This window comes from Mammaliicoccus sp. P-M59 (assembly GCF_022386135.1).
Classification (GTDB): Bacteria; Bacillota; Bacilli; order Staphylococcales; family Staphylococcaceae; genus Mammaliicoccus; species Mammaliicoccus sciuri_A.
On record NZ_JAJNJJ010000001.1, the window covers coordinates 521,068 to 538,008 of the forward strand.

Below are 16,941 nucleotides of genomic sequence, written 5' to 3' on the forward strand. Positions count from 1 at the left end.
GCGTGGGATTGAAATCAAATGATTTCATATCCACACGCTTTTTTTAATTCAACATATATTGTTTAATTTGTTCTATAAAATAATCTTTCATTTCATTAATAATCCACTCATCCGGCATGCCATCTATTGTCGTCTTCCAATTCGTATGAATTTCTAATGAACGATGTGGACATTCTGTTTCACTAAACTCCAAATGTAATCGAACCGTATCTCGATTAGGTGTTAAATTATAATCAATCATATCTGAAGCGATTGCTCTTAACGTTTCTTGCTCATTTAATAAAAATTCTTCATCTGTACTCGAGAGAGATTCTAATACTTCATACCCTAAATATTGTTCATTACCTATTGGATTAGCAGTATGCCAGGCAATACGCTCAGTATCAATCGCTTGCCATTGTTGATTTCTATCGATGTAATAATGCGCAATACCTTGAACATATCTTTCTTCAGGTGCGTTTATTAATACTTCACGCCATTCATTAGCATTTAATTCACTTGCATCGTTATGGATTACAACACCTAGTAAAGGTTGCTTTCTTTTTTCCATTTCATAATGGATATAATCATTTTGTGAAGCGATAATAATACTCCCCTTTTCAATGCTTTTATTTATTTTAACACATTAAAATATTTTATTTAAAATTGTTTATCAATCGTCATACATGGTATTGTAATAAAAGGTACAATACAGGAGGTATCATGATTATGACACAACATTTTCATAGAGGAATTTTATTTTACCACGAGGCGGCTGGCCAAGGTAATATATATAAAGAACTGGGACAAGTTACAGAAAATTTAACACAGCTTTGTGATGAATTAACAATAAAATTAAGTAAAGAAGAAGGACAAATTCGTTCTTATTGTAAAACATTAGCTGCCGATACAAACGAACAAGCTTATGATGTTATTTTTATACTAGGCGGCGATGGAACATTAAACGAATTAATAAATGGTGTCGTAGAAAACAATCTCCAAATACCAATAGGTGTCTTACCTGGTGGAACTTTCAATGATTTCACGAAGACTTTAAATATATCTCAAAAACCAATGCAAGCTTCTCAAGATTTATTAGCGAGTCAAATTAAGTCATTTGATGTATTAGATGTCAATGGTACATATGCCCTTAACTTTGCAGGTATTGGTTTAATGGTTCAAAACGCTGAAAATGTTGAATCCAATCAAAAAGAATTATTAGGTAAATTCAGTTATATTTTTTCTACAATCAAAACGGTAGCTAACCCAGAAATTTATCAATATAAATTAACAGCTGATAACGAAACATATTCAGGAGAAACTTCAATGATTTTGATTGCGAATGGTCAACACGTAGGTGGTAGTAGAATTCCTTTAGAAGACTTATCACCTAATGACGGGAAAATGCATATATTTATTTTCGACAAACAAAATTTCAGTATTATCAATGACTTCTTTAAAGTAAAAGATAGCATGAATTGGAACGAGATTAGTGATAGCATACAACATATATCATGTGAATCAGCTACGTTATCTACTGATCCATCAGCCAAATTAGATATAGACGGTGAAATTCTATTCGAAACACCTGTTGAAATAAAAATATTACGTGACCAAGTTAAATTGCTATATGTAGATTTGAATAATGCATAAATTTAAGAGACTGAGACATTACATTATGTGCCAGTCTCTTTTATTTGGAAAAATCAATGTAAACGTGAAGTTCTAGGTTGCTTGTTTGGGGAGTCTTACTATATACGGAGCTTCTATGTTGCTTGTTTGGGCAGTCTTGCAATATACGGAGCTCCTATGTTGCTTGTTTCGCCTGTCTTGATAAATACGAGGCGCCTATTTATCTTGTTTGATCAGTCTTGATAAATACAAAGCGTATATTTATCTTGTTTGGCTAGTCTTGATAAATACAAAGCGTATATTTATCTTGTTTGGCTAGTCTTGATAAATACAAGGCGTCTATTTATCTTGTTTCGCCAGTCTTGATAAATACAAGGCGCCTATTTATCTTGTTTCGTCAGTCTTGATAAATACGAAGCCCCTATTTATCTTGTTTGATCAATCTTGATACATACAAGGCCACTATTTATCTTGTTTCACTAGTCTTGATAAATACAAGGTCCAGAATATTGCTTGTCGTACACCTCTAGCAATATTCTGCCCTTCCTATTTCTAAAAATATGAAAAGAGTCTAGAACATTTCTGTCCGAGACTCTTTTTTCGAAAAATTATTTATAATGATATCTAGGGTTTTAAAAACTTAATAAAAGCATGTCACAACATACTATGCTTGAATATTACCATGTTCATCAGATGGTCTAAACAATGCAAATATAGCACTGAAGAATGCGATAACATGTGGAATCCCTGTCCAACAGAATGCTAAGTGTAATAGTCCAACAACTGGTTTTTGTGCATAAAATTTATGAACGCCAAAGTTTCCTAATAACACAGCTAATGCGATATAAATCCATTTATTTACGAGCATAATATCCCTCCTTCAACTATAAATTCATTATAGTCTCTATATACATATATTACCCAAATATAAACGAACAAAATCAGCGATAGTATGACAATTTTGTCACTTATCAATAAAAAAAGCTGTCTCAAGTTTTAAACTTGATGACAGCTAAATGCATTAGTTCCCTAAATAGTCATTAAAATCAGCAATAAATTGTTCTTTGTTCTGTGCTGAAGGATATTGTAATCCACCTAAAATAATAGATTGGCTACTTATTGTAATAAAGTCATAATCAATGGAATGTCTCAAAAATATATTTTTTGCTTCTTCTTGATTGTATTTATTCTCTAAATTCTCAAATACGATAATCTTTTTATCAAAAAACATAACTGCCTCCAAAAAACTTAATATATAAATACTACAAAACTATATTAAGCGAATCTAGAGGGAATTGATGTAAATACTTATTAATAATGTATAATTACATATATTTTATAGATTTACAGAACAAATTTAAATGTTTTTAAATGATTATGATTGATTATGAATTTTTGATAAACTCTTTTTCTAGATGATCCATCATGTTCTGGGCTTTTTTTAATCCTGGAGATTCGTTTTCTTCTTCCATTTGTTCGAGTTCCACTATATTGAATTGCACTTCTTTTTTTAAAGTGTCCCACATTTTTTGATATACACGTTCTTCCATTTTATTCAGCCTCCTTGAAAATCTACTTTCTATATAATATTTACCCTTTTCATTGTTACACAATCATCATTAAACTTTGAATGGTAAATCAATGTAAAATAGTAGATTCTAATAAATATTTTTGATTATATTTCACAGCAAGCTTGTATATAAATTTGATTAAACATTGGTATTGAATTTCATTCTCTTGATATTGAGATTTATACTGCAAATATTGGTTACGTTCTTCTTCAGTAGCAATTTTCTTAAAATACCCCCACATATGATCATAAGTATTGATGATTGAACCTTTAGTCGGAACTATGGCTTTAGCATCATCAATCATACTTTGTAAATCGTCATATGTGATATCTCCCTTTAAAGCTTCTCTTATATCTAAATATGACTTTTGACTATGCATCATGACATTATATTTTTCATATCTCCATAACTTTTCCATATCTGCTCTCTTACTCATATTATCACCTACTTATATTACACCGAGGTGCAATTTTATCTGCTGTCCATTTCATAAATAATAATTTTTCATATTCTAAATAAGCTTCGTCACTCATTAATTTCGTTTCACCATAAACAAATATAGGTGGTAACTTTTCAGTAGAAAATACACCATCTTTAATACCAGTATCAATCAAATCACCCATATTTGAAATTTGATGCTCAAAGTCTTTTGACCTTTTCCCACCTCTTCTTCTATGTTCTTTATCCATTTCTAACAATAATTCATAAGTGTCAGCTAAATAAGGAAAACCATCATTATAAACATGCTTCACGATAGGATGACTTAAATAACGTGTATTGCCATCAATATATTCAAGCTTCGCTAAACATACATTAATGATTTGATAAAGTTCTAATACTTGTTTAGAAAGACGTCGGTTATCTAGAAATTTTGCGCTTATTTCATGATTCTCATGAACTCTAAAAATTTGCATTGTGTAATTCCTCTCTCATTATTTAACAATCATGATGATTCCGAAACAAATCAACAACATATAAATATATTTAATTAAAGCACGTTGATCAATTTTATTATTGATGGTATGACCCAACCATAATGTTAGGATGAGAAGCGGTAAAATGGCCAATAATAAATACCAAAGTGAGATTGACCAAAATCCTGAAACACCGTGACTAAAGACAATAAAACAACCTGTAATAAAAAAGTGTACTTGTGAAATATTTTTCAAATCAGTAACATGCCATTTTTTCAAAGTTCCATATATAATAATCGGTACACCGTGACTATTATATGCACTACCTAAAACACCTGAAACAACACCTGCAATATAGTCATAAAACTTTGGAATATTCAATTTAACTTGGTATATATTCTTATAATAATTAGCAAGATTAATAGTACCATATAATATTATAAATACCCCTAAAAACTTAATAATCACATCTTCATTTGCCCATTTAACAATTACAATACCAATAGGCGTTCCAATAATAGAACCCATTAATAAACGTTTAATAATAGACCAATCAAGATTGCCACGGCTTCTAATAAACACAGGTAAAGCCACTAATAATCCTACAATTGCCACTACAGAAATAGACAATTTAAAATCTAAATTTAATAAAGCGAGTAATGGCATCGTAACCAAAGCCTCACCAAACCCAAACACAATTCGTACCATAGCCCCCAGTAGAATTGAAAAAATAACGAGTGTCCAAATAGTAATATCCATAGAATCCCCTTTTATATGTTTATAAAATAAAAACACCTTCTAAACATTAGAAAGTGTTAAAATCTCATTAATATTCTACTTCCATTATACCTTTTTTAAGAACTAAAAAATATGAAAAGAGTATAAAAACAAGGGAATACTAGAATATTTTACTAGCGTATTTAATAGTTCAATCTTTGTTATAATCAATTATGAAAAGTCATATAAGGAGGTTTGAAATTGTTTGAGTCAATTGAATTAATAAAAAGCTATTTTAATAATGAACCAATTGAAGACTACAAACTTGAAGAACTTAATATTAAGTATGAAGCTTGTAGTTTTCAAATTCACAATATTACTTATAGAAGTAGATGTGCTAAAAAGACATCTAATAAAAAAGGCTATTTTGTCGTATTTTGGGTTAAAGATCAAAATGATCAAAACAGACCTTATACATATTCAGAAACACCAGAAAAACTCATCATAGCTATACTAGATAATAATAAAAAAGGGCTGTTTATTTTTCCTAAAGATATTCTACTTAAGCAGAAAATCATAAGTAATCACGACGTAAATGGAAAAATGGCAATGAGAGTTTACCCACCATGGGAAAATCATTTAAATAAGACTGCTAGTCAAACTCAAAATTGGCAAAAAGAATTTTTCATAGATTTATCTAACTTATAGCAATAAATGTAATGAATCAAATAACATCATTAACCTCTTAACTTGTATATACAAGTTCAACGAGATATAATATGTTCATATTCATATAAAGGGGAATTATGTTATGCAGAATGATTTTGATTATATGCAAATGCTTAAAGGCGAACTATACTTAGCGCATGATATTCATGAATCTAATGGTTCAAAAAAAGGAAAAATGTTAGCAGATAAAATTAATCATACACCTATTGAAAATAGTGATGAAATTATTAAATTAGAAAAAGAACTTTTTGGTAAAACAGGAGAAAATATATACTTACATCCACCACTCTATGTTGATTACGGTAGACATATCAATATTGGTGAGAATTTCTATGCTAATATGGATTGTATATTTCTAGATGTTAATTATATCAATATTGGTGATAATGTTATGTTTGGTCCAAGAGTGAGTTTATATACAGCAGGTCATCCTATTGATCCCACAATTCGAAATGAACAATTAGAATTTGGTCATGAAATTAATATTGGAAATAATGTATGGATTGGTGGAAATGCAGTCGTATTACCAGGCGTGTCGATAGGAGAAAACTCTGTAATCGCATCAGGAGCAGTCGTAACAAAAGACGTGCCACCCAATACAGTTGTAGGTGGAAATCCAGCAAAAGTCATTAAGCAAATCACAAGTTCTGATTATGATAAATGGCATCAAATGAAATTAGAATATTACGAGAAAAAAAGACAATCAGTAGAAAAATGATAGTCTTTAAAAGATCACCTCTCTGTAGGTGGTCTTTTTTTGATTTAGATCTCAAATTTCTTAATTCTGGCATTGATATAATTTAATAAATATAGTATATTAGATTTATTAAATTATCAATAATTAAATCTTGCACTATTTCTGATTTAATTTTAACTTCCTTTAAACTACTGTTGAAACTTATATAGAGAAACTTCTTCAACGCTTATATACACTTCAATAATTCAAAACATGATTAACTTGAATTATTGATATGTTTAAGCGTTATTTTTTTATCCAATATTGGAAAAAAATAACAAAATAAAATTTATATATGATATTAAATACATCAATATGTATTAATATAATAACTTTTGAAAGGAGTAATTTATATGCAAGATAGTAAACCTAATAATAAAAAGAGGTTACTCTGGGGATGCTTCGGCTGTCTAGGAGTTATTGTTATTTTAGGAGTTTTATTAGGAGCATGTACTGTTATGATTGGAGGTAGTAATTCTAATCAATCTTCAAGTTCAACAAGTTCCAAAGATAAAAATTCGTCGGAGAAAAATCAAAAAGATGAAAAGACATTTAAAATCGGAGATAAAGTAAAAATTGATGAATTAGTTTATACAGTTAAGTCTGTAAATAACTCCAAAACTGTTGGAAATAGCTTTGCCCCTCATGAAGCTAAAGGTACATACCTTATTGTTGAAATTACTGTTAAAAACAATGGTAATGACCCTGTTACTTTAGACAGTAATATGTTTAAATTAAAAATTGGTGACAAGACACTTGAACCAGATTCAGAAGGTTCTTTATCAGCAAATCAAGGGGAAGATGGCAGCATCAAAAATGATTTTATTTTCGAAAAATTAAATCCTGACAGCGAAATGACAGGTAAAATAGCATTTGATGTATCTGAGGATTTAATAAATAAAGATAATAAAATATTGCAAGTACAAAATAATTTATTAGGAACTTCTAAATCAGAAATTAATTTAAATTAACTACAAACTTAAAGATCATCTCTCTGTAGGTGGTCTTTTTTGATTTAATAAAATCCTAATATTCTTCCTACAAATCCTATTATAATGAGAGTTGTGGCAATATACCATTTTATTTGAGTATGTTTCATCTCTTCCATTTTTGCCTTTTCTTTTTCATCAAATAAAGATATAAGATCATCTTTCAAATTTTTTATATCAGTTTTTAACTCTGTTCTTAAGTTATTCATATCGCTCTTAAACTCTGACCTTAAATTATTTATATCTGTTTTTAATTCTAATCTTGTTGTAGCCAATTCTTGCTTTACTTCCTTGATATTATCTTCAAGTGTATTAAAGCGCGAGTCCATATGATTTTTATGTTCTTCAAATTCAGGTCTTGTTACAAAATCCAATTTTATCACCTCTTAGTTGTTATTATTATTTTATTATGGTGTGAGCTAACTAACGATATCTCAGTCTATTTTATTCTCTGTATTTTATATAATTATAAAATACATTTATTTTTAAATCAAGTTTCACTACGCCTATTTTTGTGTCTTCTACTTTAGTTACATTTCTTACGACTTTTGTTACTATAGCCATCCTTAGTTACAATTCCACGGACTTTTGTTACTATAGACACCCTTAGTTACATTTCGCCCAACTTTTGTTACTATAGCCAGCCTATTCATACTGCCACCAACCCATTACTTTATCTTCTCAATCACCATCACTCACTTCCCCCAAAATCCACACAAAAAAACCCTCAAAGCTTATGCTTTGAGGGTTAATAGCAATTAGTATTGCTTCATGTATTGATCTCTTTCCCATTCTGATACTTGTGTTCTGTAATAATCCCACTCTAATGATTTAGATTGTATGAATTGGCGATAGATATGATTACCTAATGCTTGTTTAACAACTTTATTTTCTTTCATTGCTTTAACAGCTGTATAAAGTGTTGATGGTAAGTCTTGTACGCCTACCGCTTCACGTTCTTCTCTATCCATTTCATAGATGTTTTGATCTACTGATTCTGGTGGTGTTAATTTATTTTTAATACCATCTAATCCAGCTTCTAGGATAGTAGCTAATGCTAAGTAAGGATTAGCTGCTGGGTCTACTGAACGAATTTCAACACGTGTTGATAATCCGCGAGATACAGGTATTCTTACTAATGGTGAACGGTTTTGACCACTCCATGCGATATAACATGGTGCTTCATAACCAGGCACTAAACGTTTGTATGAATTTACTAATGGGTTACATACTGCTGTAAATCCACGTGCATTTTTCAAGATACCAGCAATAAAGTGATATGCATCATCAGTTAATTGCATTTCTCCATTTGGATCGAAGAACGCATTTTCTTTACCTTTGAATAATGAAACGTTAAAGTGCATTCCGCTTCCGTTTACACCAAATAATGGTTTTGGCATGAATGTCGCATGCAAGTTATGTTTACGCGCAATTGTTTTTACAACTAGTTTGAATGTTTGAATGTTATCACATGCTGTTATAGCATCAGCATATTTAAAGTCGATTTCATGTTGACCTGGTGCTACTTCGTGGTGACTTGCTTCAATGTCAAAGCCCATATCTTCTAATTCTAGAACGATATCACGACGACAGTTTTCACCTAAATCTGTAGGTGCTAAGTCGAAGTATCCACCATTATCGTTTAATTCTAATGTTGGTTCTCCTTTTTCATCTAATTTGAATAAGAAGAATTCTGGTTCAGGTCCTAAGTTGAAATCTGTAAATCCTAACTCTTCCATTTCTTTTAATACACGTTTTAAGTTTGTACGTGGATCACCAGGGAATGGTTTGCCATCCGGATTGTAAATATCACAAATTAATCGTGCTACTTTGCCTTTTCCTGCAGTCCAAGGGAAAATTACCCAAGTGTCTAAGTCAGGACATAAATACATATCCGATTCTTCAATTCGCACGAATCCTTCAATTGAAGAACCGTCAAACATCATTTCATTGTTTAATACTTTTTCTAATTGTGCAATTGGTACTTCAACATTTTTAATTGTTCCTAAAATATCAGTAAATTGTAATCTTAAATAACGTACGTTTTCTTCGTCAGCAAAACGAAAAATATCTTCTTTTGTAAAAGTTTGTTTAGCCATGTGATTATCCTCCAGTTTTTAATTAAAAAATCTTGATAAATCTCCACGGTTAAGTGGTCCCTCTGTTTTAGAAGTTCCTCTAATTACCCGCTCTCTCATCTTCAGTTCTTCATCAGAAAGGTCATTTTCTTCTTCTAAAAGAATTTGTTTGATCCCTTTCATATTAAATCCCTTTTCGATAAGATTTTTAATTTCCAGTAATCGTTCAAGGTCATTTAAAGAAAATAACCGTTGATTACCTTCAGTCCTTTTGGGCGAAACGAGCTCATTGCTTTCGTAGTATCTGATTTGTCTGGCTGTTAGCTCTGTTAACTTGATTACGACACCAATCGGGAACACGGCCATGTTTCTTCTGATTATATCTCTTGACAGCACGACCGCCTCCTTTTGTAAGAACTTGTTATAAATTTAGCACATAAATTTTCAGAAAACAAATGAATGTCAGGAAACCTTACATCTTTTATAATTCAACAAGCTTTTGCTTGATTAAATGCTCTACAGCACGCGTTATCGCAATTTTAACATGTTCATAAGTTAAGCCACCTTGAATGTATGCTTCATATGGTGGTCTAATTGGACCATCTGCCGTTAATTCAATTGAAGATCCTTGAATAAATGTACCTGCAGCCATGATAACATCATCTTCATAACCTGGCATATAGCTAGGCATTGGACTAAAATGAGCGTTAATTGGTGATGCGTGTTGTATCGACTGACAAAATGCAATCATTTGTTCTTTTGTTTCAAAAGTAACAGATTGAATAATATCTGTTCGTTTATCTTGATAATGCGGTGTCGTTGTCATATTTAATTTTTCTAACAAGCGAGAAGTAAATAAAGCACCTTTTAAACTTTGACTGACAACATGTGGTGCTAAGAAGAACCCTTGATACATTTCTGGTAAACTTCCTAAAGATGCGCCCGCTTCTTTACCAATTCCTGGTGCTGTTAATCTGTATGCACAACGTTCTATCAGGTCAGCTTTTCCTGAAATATAACCACCAATTTTAGCTAAACCACCTCCTGGATTTTTAATTAAAGAACCTGCTATTAAATCTGCGCCAATTTCAATGGGTTCTTTATCTTCAACAAATTCTCCGTAACAATTATCTACAAAGACAATTTTATCTGGATGTCTTTCTTTTATCGCTTTGATCGCTTGTTCAATTTGTGAAATTGTTAATGAAGGTCGCGAACTATAACCTTTAGATCTTTGTATCGCAATGACTTTAGTATTTTCATTAATATTTTCTAACACTGAGTTTATATCTATTTCATTTTGTTTCAATGGTACTTCTCGGTATGTGATACCTTGTTCGATAAAACTTCCTATACCATTACCATTTATACCGATTACTTCTAATAACGTATCATAAGGTGTTCCTGTAATATATAATAATTCGTCTCCATATTTCAGTTGGCTGTTAAGCGCTAATGTTATAGCGTGCGTACCTGAAATAATTTGAGGTCTTACTAAACTGTCTTCAGCTTTAAATACTTTACTATAAACATCTTCTAAATGATCTCGACCTACATCATCGTACCCATATCCAGTTGTACCGATTAAGTCTGATTCAGTGATTTTTACTTCATGAAATGCATCAAGTACATGTTCTTGCGCAATTAATGCATTATGTTCGATTTGATCAAAATATGGTCTTAATTCTTTTTCTACATCAATAATTAATTCTTTTAATTTCTGTTCCATTTGTTTACCTCTTATTTCTGTTTATAACCTTTTATGTGATATGTTTCTGTTTCTTCATCAAAATCCATTTTTTCAACTAAAGTATGGGTTTTTTGCCAATATAATTTGTCAGCATCACTTGATGGAATATCCATTTCATAGTAATCCATTGTCTCTTTAATCATATCGACTAATTTTTCTTTAAATATAGCTTTATCATTAGAATCTTTAGCTGAAACAAATATAGATTGTCCTGATATTGCTGAATGATTAGAAGGCGCTAAATCTTTTTTATTAAATACGACTAACATCGGAATATGGCCCATATCTAATTGATTAACTAAAGTCATAACCGTTTCATACTGTTCCATATAGTGTGGATGACTTGCATCTACAACATGAACGAGTAATTGTGCATATTTCGCTTCTTCTAAAGTAGACTTAAATGCTGCAATCAATGTTGTAGGCAACTTCTGAATAAACCCAACTGTATCAGAAAGTATGACGTTAAACCCGTCATTTATTGTAATGGCGCGAGATTTAGGATCTAAAGTCGCAAATAATAAATCTTGTTCAAATGTTTCATCATTTGATAACTGATTAAACCACGAAGATTTACCGGCATTTGTATAACCAATTAATGCAACTTGGTATGCTTGATTATGTTGACGTCGTTCTCTATAACGTGAACGATGAGAAACGATTGTTTCTAGTTGATGCTTTATTTCATTCATTCGAGTACGAATATGTCTTCTATCTGTTTCTAATTTCGTTTCACCTGGACCTCTCGTACCGATTCCGCCTCCTAAACGAGATAAGCTTTTGCCGTGTCCAGATAATCTCGGCAATAAATAATCTAACTGTGCTAATTCAACTTGCAATTGACCTTCTCTACTTGAAGCTCTTTGCGCAAAAATTTCTAAAATCAATTGAGTGCGGTCTATAATTTTTGTGTTAAATAACTCATCTAAATGTTTCGATTGCGCAGTTGTCAATTCATCATTTGCGATGACTGCATTCACTTTAATATCATTCATTTCGATATATTCAATGACTTCTTCTATTTTACCTTTACCAAAATAATACTGTTGATCAGGTCGTTCTCTTTTTTGAGTGAAGACTTCCATGACTTCTAGTTGGCTTGTAACAGCAAGAGATTCCAATTCTTGAACTGTTGATTTAAATGTTGCTTCATCATCTTTTTTATCATGAATTGCTAACAGGATTACTTTTTCTGTTTCATGTTTTGTCGACTTCATATCATTTTTCATTTTTATCACGCTCACTTTAAATATATTTTAACATATAAACATGCATGCAAATTGATATGACTTTGATAAATTTTTGATTATAATAGAATTAAGAAAAGGAGTGATGGCAATGTCAATTTATGACTTCGTTGTTGCAAAAACGAACGGTGAAGAATATTCATTATCTGAGTATAAAGGAAAAGCTATTTTAATTGTTAATACAGCAAGTGAATGTGGTTTCACACCTCAATTTGAAGGGTTAGAAGCTTTATACCAAGATTATAAAGATCAAGATTTCGTGGTGCTAGGATTCCCATGTAATCAATTTGGTAATCAAGAACCTGGTGACTCTTATGAAGCATACCAAAATTGTAAATTAAATTATGGTGTAACTTTCCCAATGCATGAAAAAATAAAAGTTAAAGGTTCAGAACAACATCCACTTTATGAATATCTTACTTCTGCTAAAAAAGGTATTTTAAATGGATCAATTAAATGGAACTTTACTAAGTTCTTAGTAAATAAAGACGGAGAAGTTGTGAATCGATTTTCTCCACAAAAAAGTCCTGAACAATTGAGAAGTTCAATAGAAGCAGTATTATAATTGATTACACATAAATAAGCGGCTAAGACAATAAAATGTCCTAGCCGCTTATTTTTTCATACACGATTATTGTTCGCTATCTTGATTTTCATCATCTTGAGCATCTACGAAAGTTGAGATAGCATGTTTGTAAATTAGATGTTCTTTCCCTAGAATATCTAATAATACAACTTTGTCGTCAAAGTCGACAATTTTCCCTTTCATTTGAAATCCATTTAGTAAGAATACTGTAAGTTCAGTTCCTTCTGATTTGAATTTCTTAAGTAAAACTTCTTGAATATTTTCTTTCTCTGCCATATGACTTTCCCCTTCACTTGGATAATTGGATTACGTTGTCTGCGATTTCTGTTAAAGACTGTTTATCCCGTTGAAACCAAGTCACATTCATTTTATTTTTAAACCATGTCATTTGACGTTTGGCATATCTTCTTGAATTTTGCTTGATTTGTTCTGTAGAAGTTTCTATGTCTATTTCTCCTTTTACTACTGGTATCAATTCTTTGTATCCAATTGCTTGCATACTTTGTGAATCTTCATACCCTTTCTCAACAAGATTAGACACTTCTCTTAATAATCCTCGCTGCAACATCATGTCAACGCGCATATTAATTCTTTGATATAATGTTTCGCGCGACATTTCTATCCCAATTAATATTGTACTATATTTTCCAGAAAATGTCTGGCTTTTCTTTCTTTCACTTAAAGTTTTTTTTGTATTTAAGTAATATTCAATTGCTCGTTCTACTCTTTTACGATTGTTCGGATGCACTGATGACGCAGTTTCTGGGTCGATTTCATATAAATAATTGTGCAATTCAATATTTGAGCATTTAGATAATTTATTTAATTTATTTTTTGTAATTCCCATTTTTTCAGAACTGATTTTTTCTTCTTCAAGGTTATAATCATATAAAACTGACTGTACATATAAACCTGTTCCACCGACAAGTATCGGCAATTTACCTCTAGCATGAATATCCTTTACAATTCTTTCAAAGTCTTGTTTAAATCGATAAACTGAATATGGTTCATCCGGTTCATAAACATCTATTAAATGATGAACAACGCCTTCTTTTTCTTCTTCTGTCACTTTTGCTGTACCAATATCTAGACCTTTATAAATTTGAAAGGCATCACCATTGATAACTTCACCGTTTAAAGATTTTGCTAATTTAATGCTTAATTCTGTTTTACCTACTGCAGTAGGGCCTACTATTGCAATTAATGGTTTTTCATTCATTTGATATTTCCTCTTTTTCTAATTGTTTAATTTGTACCATCAACCAATTATATAAATGTTCATACACTGCATAACGGTTCGTCTCAAATAAAACTTCGTGACGCTTATTCTTATATAATTGTACTGTGACATGCTTAACGCCTGAACGTTTATAAATAGAAGCTAACTGTTTAATACCGTTACCGAATCCACCAAAGTGATCTTCTTTACCTGATACTAGTAAAATCGGCATATTTAAATTTTGTTTTTTAATATAATTGATTTTCTTCGTTTGGACAGCTGCCTTTACTGTTTCTAAAAGTACTTTATGTGAAATTGGAAATCCTGAATAAACATCTTTTTCATATTGCTCGCGATTTTCATCACTTTGACTTAACCATTTATTATCTTTATTTAAATCTTTATGTTGTCGATTCATTGTCTTAAAAGCAATATTATTGATAAATTTTGATTTCGTGCGACTACCTAAAAATAAATTCACAAACTTTAATGCATATAAATTTAACTTGCCTTGAATTTTAGGGTAAACAACCGTCCCTGAAAGTATCAACGCATCTACATCATTAGGATAATCGTGAACAAATTGTCTCGCAACTAGCGAACCCATAGAGTGTCCTAGCATTATAAATGGCAATTTTGGATTAAGTTCATTTTTAAACGTATCACTTACTTCTTTAACATCATCGACTAATTCTTGTAATGCATTAAAATGACCTCTTGAAGAAGCTTCTATGTTCATACCGTGACCTCTGTGGTTATGACGGATAACATGAAAACCTCTTTTACATAAATATTCTGCTACTGCATCATATCTATCTTTATGTTCAGCCACACCATGCAGTATATGTATAATTCCAAACGGTTTTTCATCCGTTTTATCAATTGTAACTTCTAAAGTTTGTTCTGTAGATAATGTAATTCTATGATTAAATCGTCTCAAAGACATGCGCCTCCCTTATAAGACATTATAGCAAAATCTATAGTGCTTAAAAATATATTCACAAATCCATCACATATAATATAAAAAACCTGCCAACAAAAATTGTCAGCAGGTTTAAAAATTAAATTATAAATTATTTAATAATAGCTGGTTGATCATTTGGATTAACCGCTTCTTTAATAGCTTGTTCTAATTCATCTTTATAAACACGTTTAGTATCATTATCGTAATTTAATACTTGAGCCATTACTTCAACAATTGCATCTTTATGATCTAATACATATTGAATATCAAAGTATAAACGACCTGAACGACGTACTAAGAAGTCAGTTGGTTTATGAACCATTTCTTTTTGAATGCTGTAAATAACTTCAGCATATACTTCGATTGGAAGATTAACATCTGCAACTTGTGTAGCATGAGCAATAGCAAATACTTCATCTACATTAGATCCGTATTTTCTAGCTAAATAACGTGCTGCATCTTCTGATAAGTTGTAGTTTTTAGCTTCTTTAACTTTACTTTCAACGAATGATTCATAATTTTTACTACCACCAACGTTACCGCCAGAAATGTAAGTTTCTTTTGTACGACAAGGTTTGAATGATAATTTATATTCTTCTTTAAGACGTTTACTTAATAAATCAACAATATCTTGAGCCATATGACGGTAACCTGTTAATTTACCACCAGCGATTGTAAGTAAGCCTGAATCGCCTTCCCAAATTTCGTCTTTACGAGAAATTTCTGATGGATCTTTACCTTTTTCGAAGATTAATGGTCTAACACCAGCCCAAGTTGATTCGATATCTTTATCTTCAACTTTTACAGTTGGGAACATATAGTGAATAGCATCTAATAAATATTGACGATCTTCTTCTGTAACTTTAGGAGAAGATTTATCATTATCATAAATTGTATCAGTAGTACCAACGTATGCTTTTCCATCTCTAGGAATTGCGAAAATCATTCTGCCATCATTTTCTGTATCAAAGTATACAGCTTGACCTAATGGGAATATGCTTTGGTCTATTACAATATGAACACCTTTAGTTAATCTAAGTTGTTTATTGTTTGTTGAATAGTCTTTACCACGTACTTCATCAACCCATGGACCTGCCGCGTTGATAACTCTTTTACCTTTAATTTCGAAAATTTCATTTTGTAATAAATCAGTTACTTCGATACCTGATACTTTTTTCTTTTTGTTGTATAAGAATTTATTTGATTTAGCATAGTTAATGATATCTGCACCAAATTCACGTGCGCGTTTCATAACTTCAATTGTTAAACGAGCATCATCTGTACGGTACTCAACATAGTAACCACCAGCTTTTAAACCGTCTTGTTTTACAAGTGGTTCTTTCTTAATTGTTTCTTCTCTGTTTAACATTGTACGACGTTCAGCTTTTTTAACACCTGCTAAGAAATCATAAACTTTCAAGCCGATTGATGTTGTAAATGGACCCATGCTACCGCCTTTGTGTAAAGGTAATAACATCCATTCTGGTGTTGTTACGTGAGGACCATTTTCATAAACGATCGCTCTTTCTTTACCAGTTTCAGCAACTACGCCAACTTGGAATTGTTTTAAGTAACGTAATCCACCATGAACTAATTTTGTACTTCTAGAACTTGTACCTTGTGCAAAGTCTTGCATTTCAACTAATGCTACTTTCATACCACGTTGCGCTGCATCTAAAGCAATACCTGCACCAGTGATTCCTCCACCGATAACAACTACGTCATATTCAGTATTTTTAAGTTGATCTTTAACTTGATTACGATTTAATGCTGATAATTGTTGCATAACCATTTCCTCCTATAAAATGTAAAAAAATGAGAGACTTATCC

Annotated in this window: 19 protein-coding genes and 2 pseudogenes; 5 read left to right on the forward strand and 16 right to left on the reverse strand. The window is 31.2% G+C overall.

Features of this window, described 5'->3' with window-relative positions; genetic code table 11:
* Positions 1 to 43: 43 nt before the first annotated feature.
* Positions 44 to 550, reverse strand: a complete 507-nt coding sequence (locus tag LQ617_RS02530) for an N-acetylmuramoyl-L-alanine amidase (RefSeq protein ID WP_224658719.1) — start codon at positions 548 to 550, stop codon at positions 44 to 46.
* A 158-nt stretch (positions 551 to 708) separates the two neighbouring features.
* Between LQ617_RS02530 and LQ617_RS02535 the strand changes: the two genes are divergently transcribed.
* Positions 709 to 1,632 (forward strand): diacylglycerol/lipid kinase family protein, encoded by a 924-nt coding sequence (locus LQ617_RS02535; protein WP_239739429.1) that lies wholly within the window; start codon positions 709 to 711, stop codon positions 1,630 to 1,632.
* 703 nt (positions 1,633 to 2,335) lie between these two features.
* Here the strand turns inward: LQ617_RS02535 and LQ617_RS02540 are convergent.
* From LQ617_RS02540 to LQ617_RS02565, 6 genes and pseudogenes are all read right to left on the reverse strand, one after another.
* Positions 2,336 to 2,479: pseudogene (locus LQ617_RS02540) on the reverse strand (TM2 domain-containing protein); the annotation flags it as partial.
* Positions 2,480 to 2,632: 153 nt separating this feature from the next.
* Entirely contained in the window at positions 2,633 to 2,842 is a 210-nt protein-coding gene (locus LQ617_RS02545; RefSeq protein ID WP_037587900.1) for a hypothetical protein, read from the reverse strand.
* Positions 2,843 to 2,996: 154 nt separating this feature from the next.
* Complete coding sequence (locus LQ617_RS02550) at positions 2,997 to 3,161, reverse strand: hypothetical protein (protein WP_162841924.1); 165 nt, start codon at positions 3,159 to 3,161, stop codon at positions 2,997 to 2,999.
* A gap of 88 nt (positions 3,162 to 3,249) precedes the next feature.
* Positions 3,250 to 3,618 (reverse strand): YbgA family protein, encoded by a 369-nt coding sequence (locus tag LQ617_RS02555; RefSeq protein ID WP_239739430.1) that lies wholly within the window; start codon positions 3,616 to 3,618, stop codon positions 3,250 to 3,252.
* Between the two features lie 4 nt (positions 3,619 to 3,622).
* Positions 3,623 to 4,096: a pyrimidine dimer DNA glycosylase/endonuclease V gene (locus LQ617_RS02560; protein ID WP_191835524.1), complete on the reverse strand. Its 474-nt coding sequence runs from the start codon at positions 4,094 to 4,096 to the stop codon at positions 3,623 to 3,625.
* 18 nt (positions 4,097 to 4,114) lie between these two features.
* Positions 4,115 to 4,855 carry a sulfite exporter TauE/SafE family protein gene (locus LQ617_RS02565; protein WP_204167690.1) on the reverse strand — a complete coding sequence of 247 codons (741 nt, stop codon included), beginning with the start codon at positions 4,853 to 4,855 and terminating at the stop codon, positions 4,115 to 4,117.
* Between the two features lie 219 nt (positions 4,856 to 5,074).
* Here LQ617_RS02565 and LQ617_RS02570 point away from each other — a divergent pair, with 219 nt between their 5' ends.
* From LQ617_RS02570 to LQ617_RS02580, 3 genes are all read left to right on the forward strand, one after another.
* Positions 5,075 to 5,521 carry a MepB family protein gene (locus tag LQ617_RS02570; protein WP_204188642.1) on the forward strand — a complete coding sequence of 149 codons (447 nt, stop codon included), beginning with the start codon at positions 5,075 to 5,077 and terminating at the stop codon, positions 5,519 to 5,521.
* 103 nt (positions 5,522 to 5,624) lie between these two features.
* On the forward strand, positions 5,625 to 6,260 hold the full coding sequence (locus tag LQ617_RS02575; RefSeq protein ID WP_239739431.1) for a sugar O-acetyltransferase: 636 nt from the start codon (positions 5,625 to 5,627) through the stop codon (positions 6,258 to 6,260).
* A gap of 371 nt (positions 6,261 to 6,631) precedes the next feature.
* Positions 6,632 to 7,249: a DUF4352 domain-containing protein gene (locus LQ617_RS02580; protein ID WP_232193808.1), complete on the forward strand. Its 618-nt coding sequence runs from the start codon at positions 6,632 to 6,634 to the stop codon at positions 7,247 to 7,249.
* 44 nt (positions 7,250 to 7,293) lie between these two features.
* Here the strand turns inward: LQ617_RS02580 and LQ617_RS02585 are convergent, their stop codons facing one another.
* The 5 genes and pseudogenes from LQ617_RS02585 to hflX all read right to left on the reverse strand — a co-directional run bounded on the left by LQ617_RS02585 (position 7,294) and on the right by hflX (position 12,324).
* On the reverse strand, positions 7,294 to 7,641 hold the full coding sequence (locus LQ617_RS02585) for a hypothetical protein (protein WP_204167693.1): 348 nt from the start codon (positions 7,639 to 7,641) through the stop codon (positions 7,294 to 7,296).
* 384 nt (positions 7,642 to 8,025) lie between these two features.
* Positions 8,026 to 9,366: a type I glutamate--ammonia ligase gene (gene glnA, locus LQ617_RS02590; protein WP_025905621.1), complete on the reverse strand. Its 1,341-nt coding sequence runs from the start codon at positions 9,364 to 9,366 to the stop codon at positions 8,026 to 8,028.
* A 137-nt stretch (positions 9,367 to 9,503) separates the two neighbouring features.
* Positions 9,504 to 9,741, reverse strand: a pseudogene (locus LQ617_RS02595) (MerR family transcriptional regulator); the annotation flags it as partial.
* Positions 9,742 to 9,826: 85 nt separating this feature from the next.
* The gene (locus LQ617_RS02600) at positions 9,827 to 11,074 is read right to left on the reverse strand and encodes a methionine gamma-lyase family protein (RefSeq protein ID WP_239739432.1); all 1,248 of its coding nucleotides are present in this window, start codon (positions 11,072 to 11,074) and stop codon (positions 9,827 to 9,829) included.
* Between the two features lie 11 nt (positions 11,075 to 11,085).
* Complete coding sequence (hflX, locus tag LQ617_RS02605; RefSeq protein WP_206167095.1) at positions 11,086 to 12,324, reverse strand: GTPase HflX; 1,239 nt, start codon at positions 12,322 to 12,324, stop codon at positions 11,086 to 11,088.
* A gap of 109 nt (positions 12,325 to 12,433) precedes the next feature.
* Here hflX and LQ617_RS02610 point away from each other — a divergent pair, with 109 nt between their 5' ends.
* Positions 12,434 to 12,907, forward strand: a complete 474-nt coding sequence (locus LQ617_RS02610) for a glutathione peroxidase (protein ID WP_037587881.1) — start codon at positions 12,434 to 12,436, stop codon at positions 12,905 to 12,907.
* 66 nt (positions 12,908 to 12,973) lie between these two features.
* On the opposite strand, the gene hfq is transcribed toward LQ617_RS02610, so the two are convergent.
* The 4 genes from hfq to LQ617_RS02630 form a co-directional block, all read right to left on the reverse strand.
* A complete protein-coding gene (hfq, locus tag LQ617_RS02615; protein ID WP_037587879.1) occupies positions 12,974 to 13,204 on the reverse strand; it encodes an RNA chaperone Hfq in 231 nt (76 codons plus the stop codon).
* Positions 13,205 to 13,217: 13 nt separating this feature from the next.
* Positions 13,218 to 14,147 carry a tRNA (adenosine(37)-N6)-dimethylallyltransferase MiaA gene (gene miaA, locus LQ617_RS02620; RefSeq protein ID WP_239739433.1) on the reverse strand — a complete coding sequence of 310 codons (930 nt, stop codon included), beginning with the start codon at positions 14,145 to 14,147 and terminating at the stop codon, positions 13,218 to 13,220.
* Positions 14,140 to 15,087, reverse strand: coding sequence for an alpha/beta fold hydrolase (locus tag LQ617_RS02625; RefSeq protein ID WP_159315067.1), 948 nt, complete (start codon positions 15,085 to 15,087; stop codon positions 14,140 to 14,142). The genes miaA and LQ617_RS02625 overlap by 8 nt, the downstream gene beginning before the upstream one ends.
* A gap of 133 nt (positions 15,088 to 15,220) precedes the next feature.
* The gene (locus LQ617_RS02630) at positions 15,221 to 16,897 is read right to left on the reverse strand and encodes a glycerol-3-phosphate dehydrogenase/oxidase (protein WP_206167097.1); all 1,677 of its coding nucleotides are present in this window, start codon (positions 16,895 to 16,897) and stop codon (positions 15,221 to 15,223) included.
* Positions 16,898 to 16,941 lie beyond the last annotated feature (44 nt).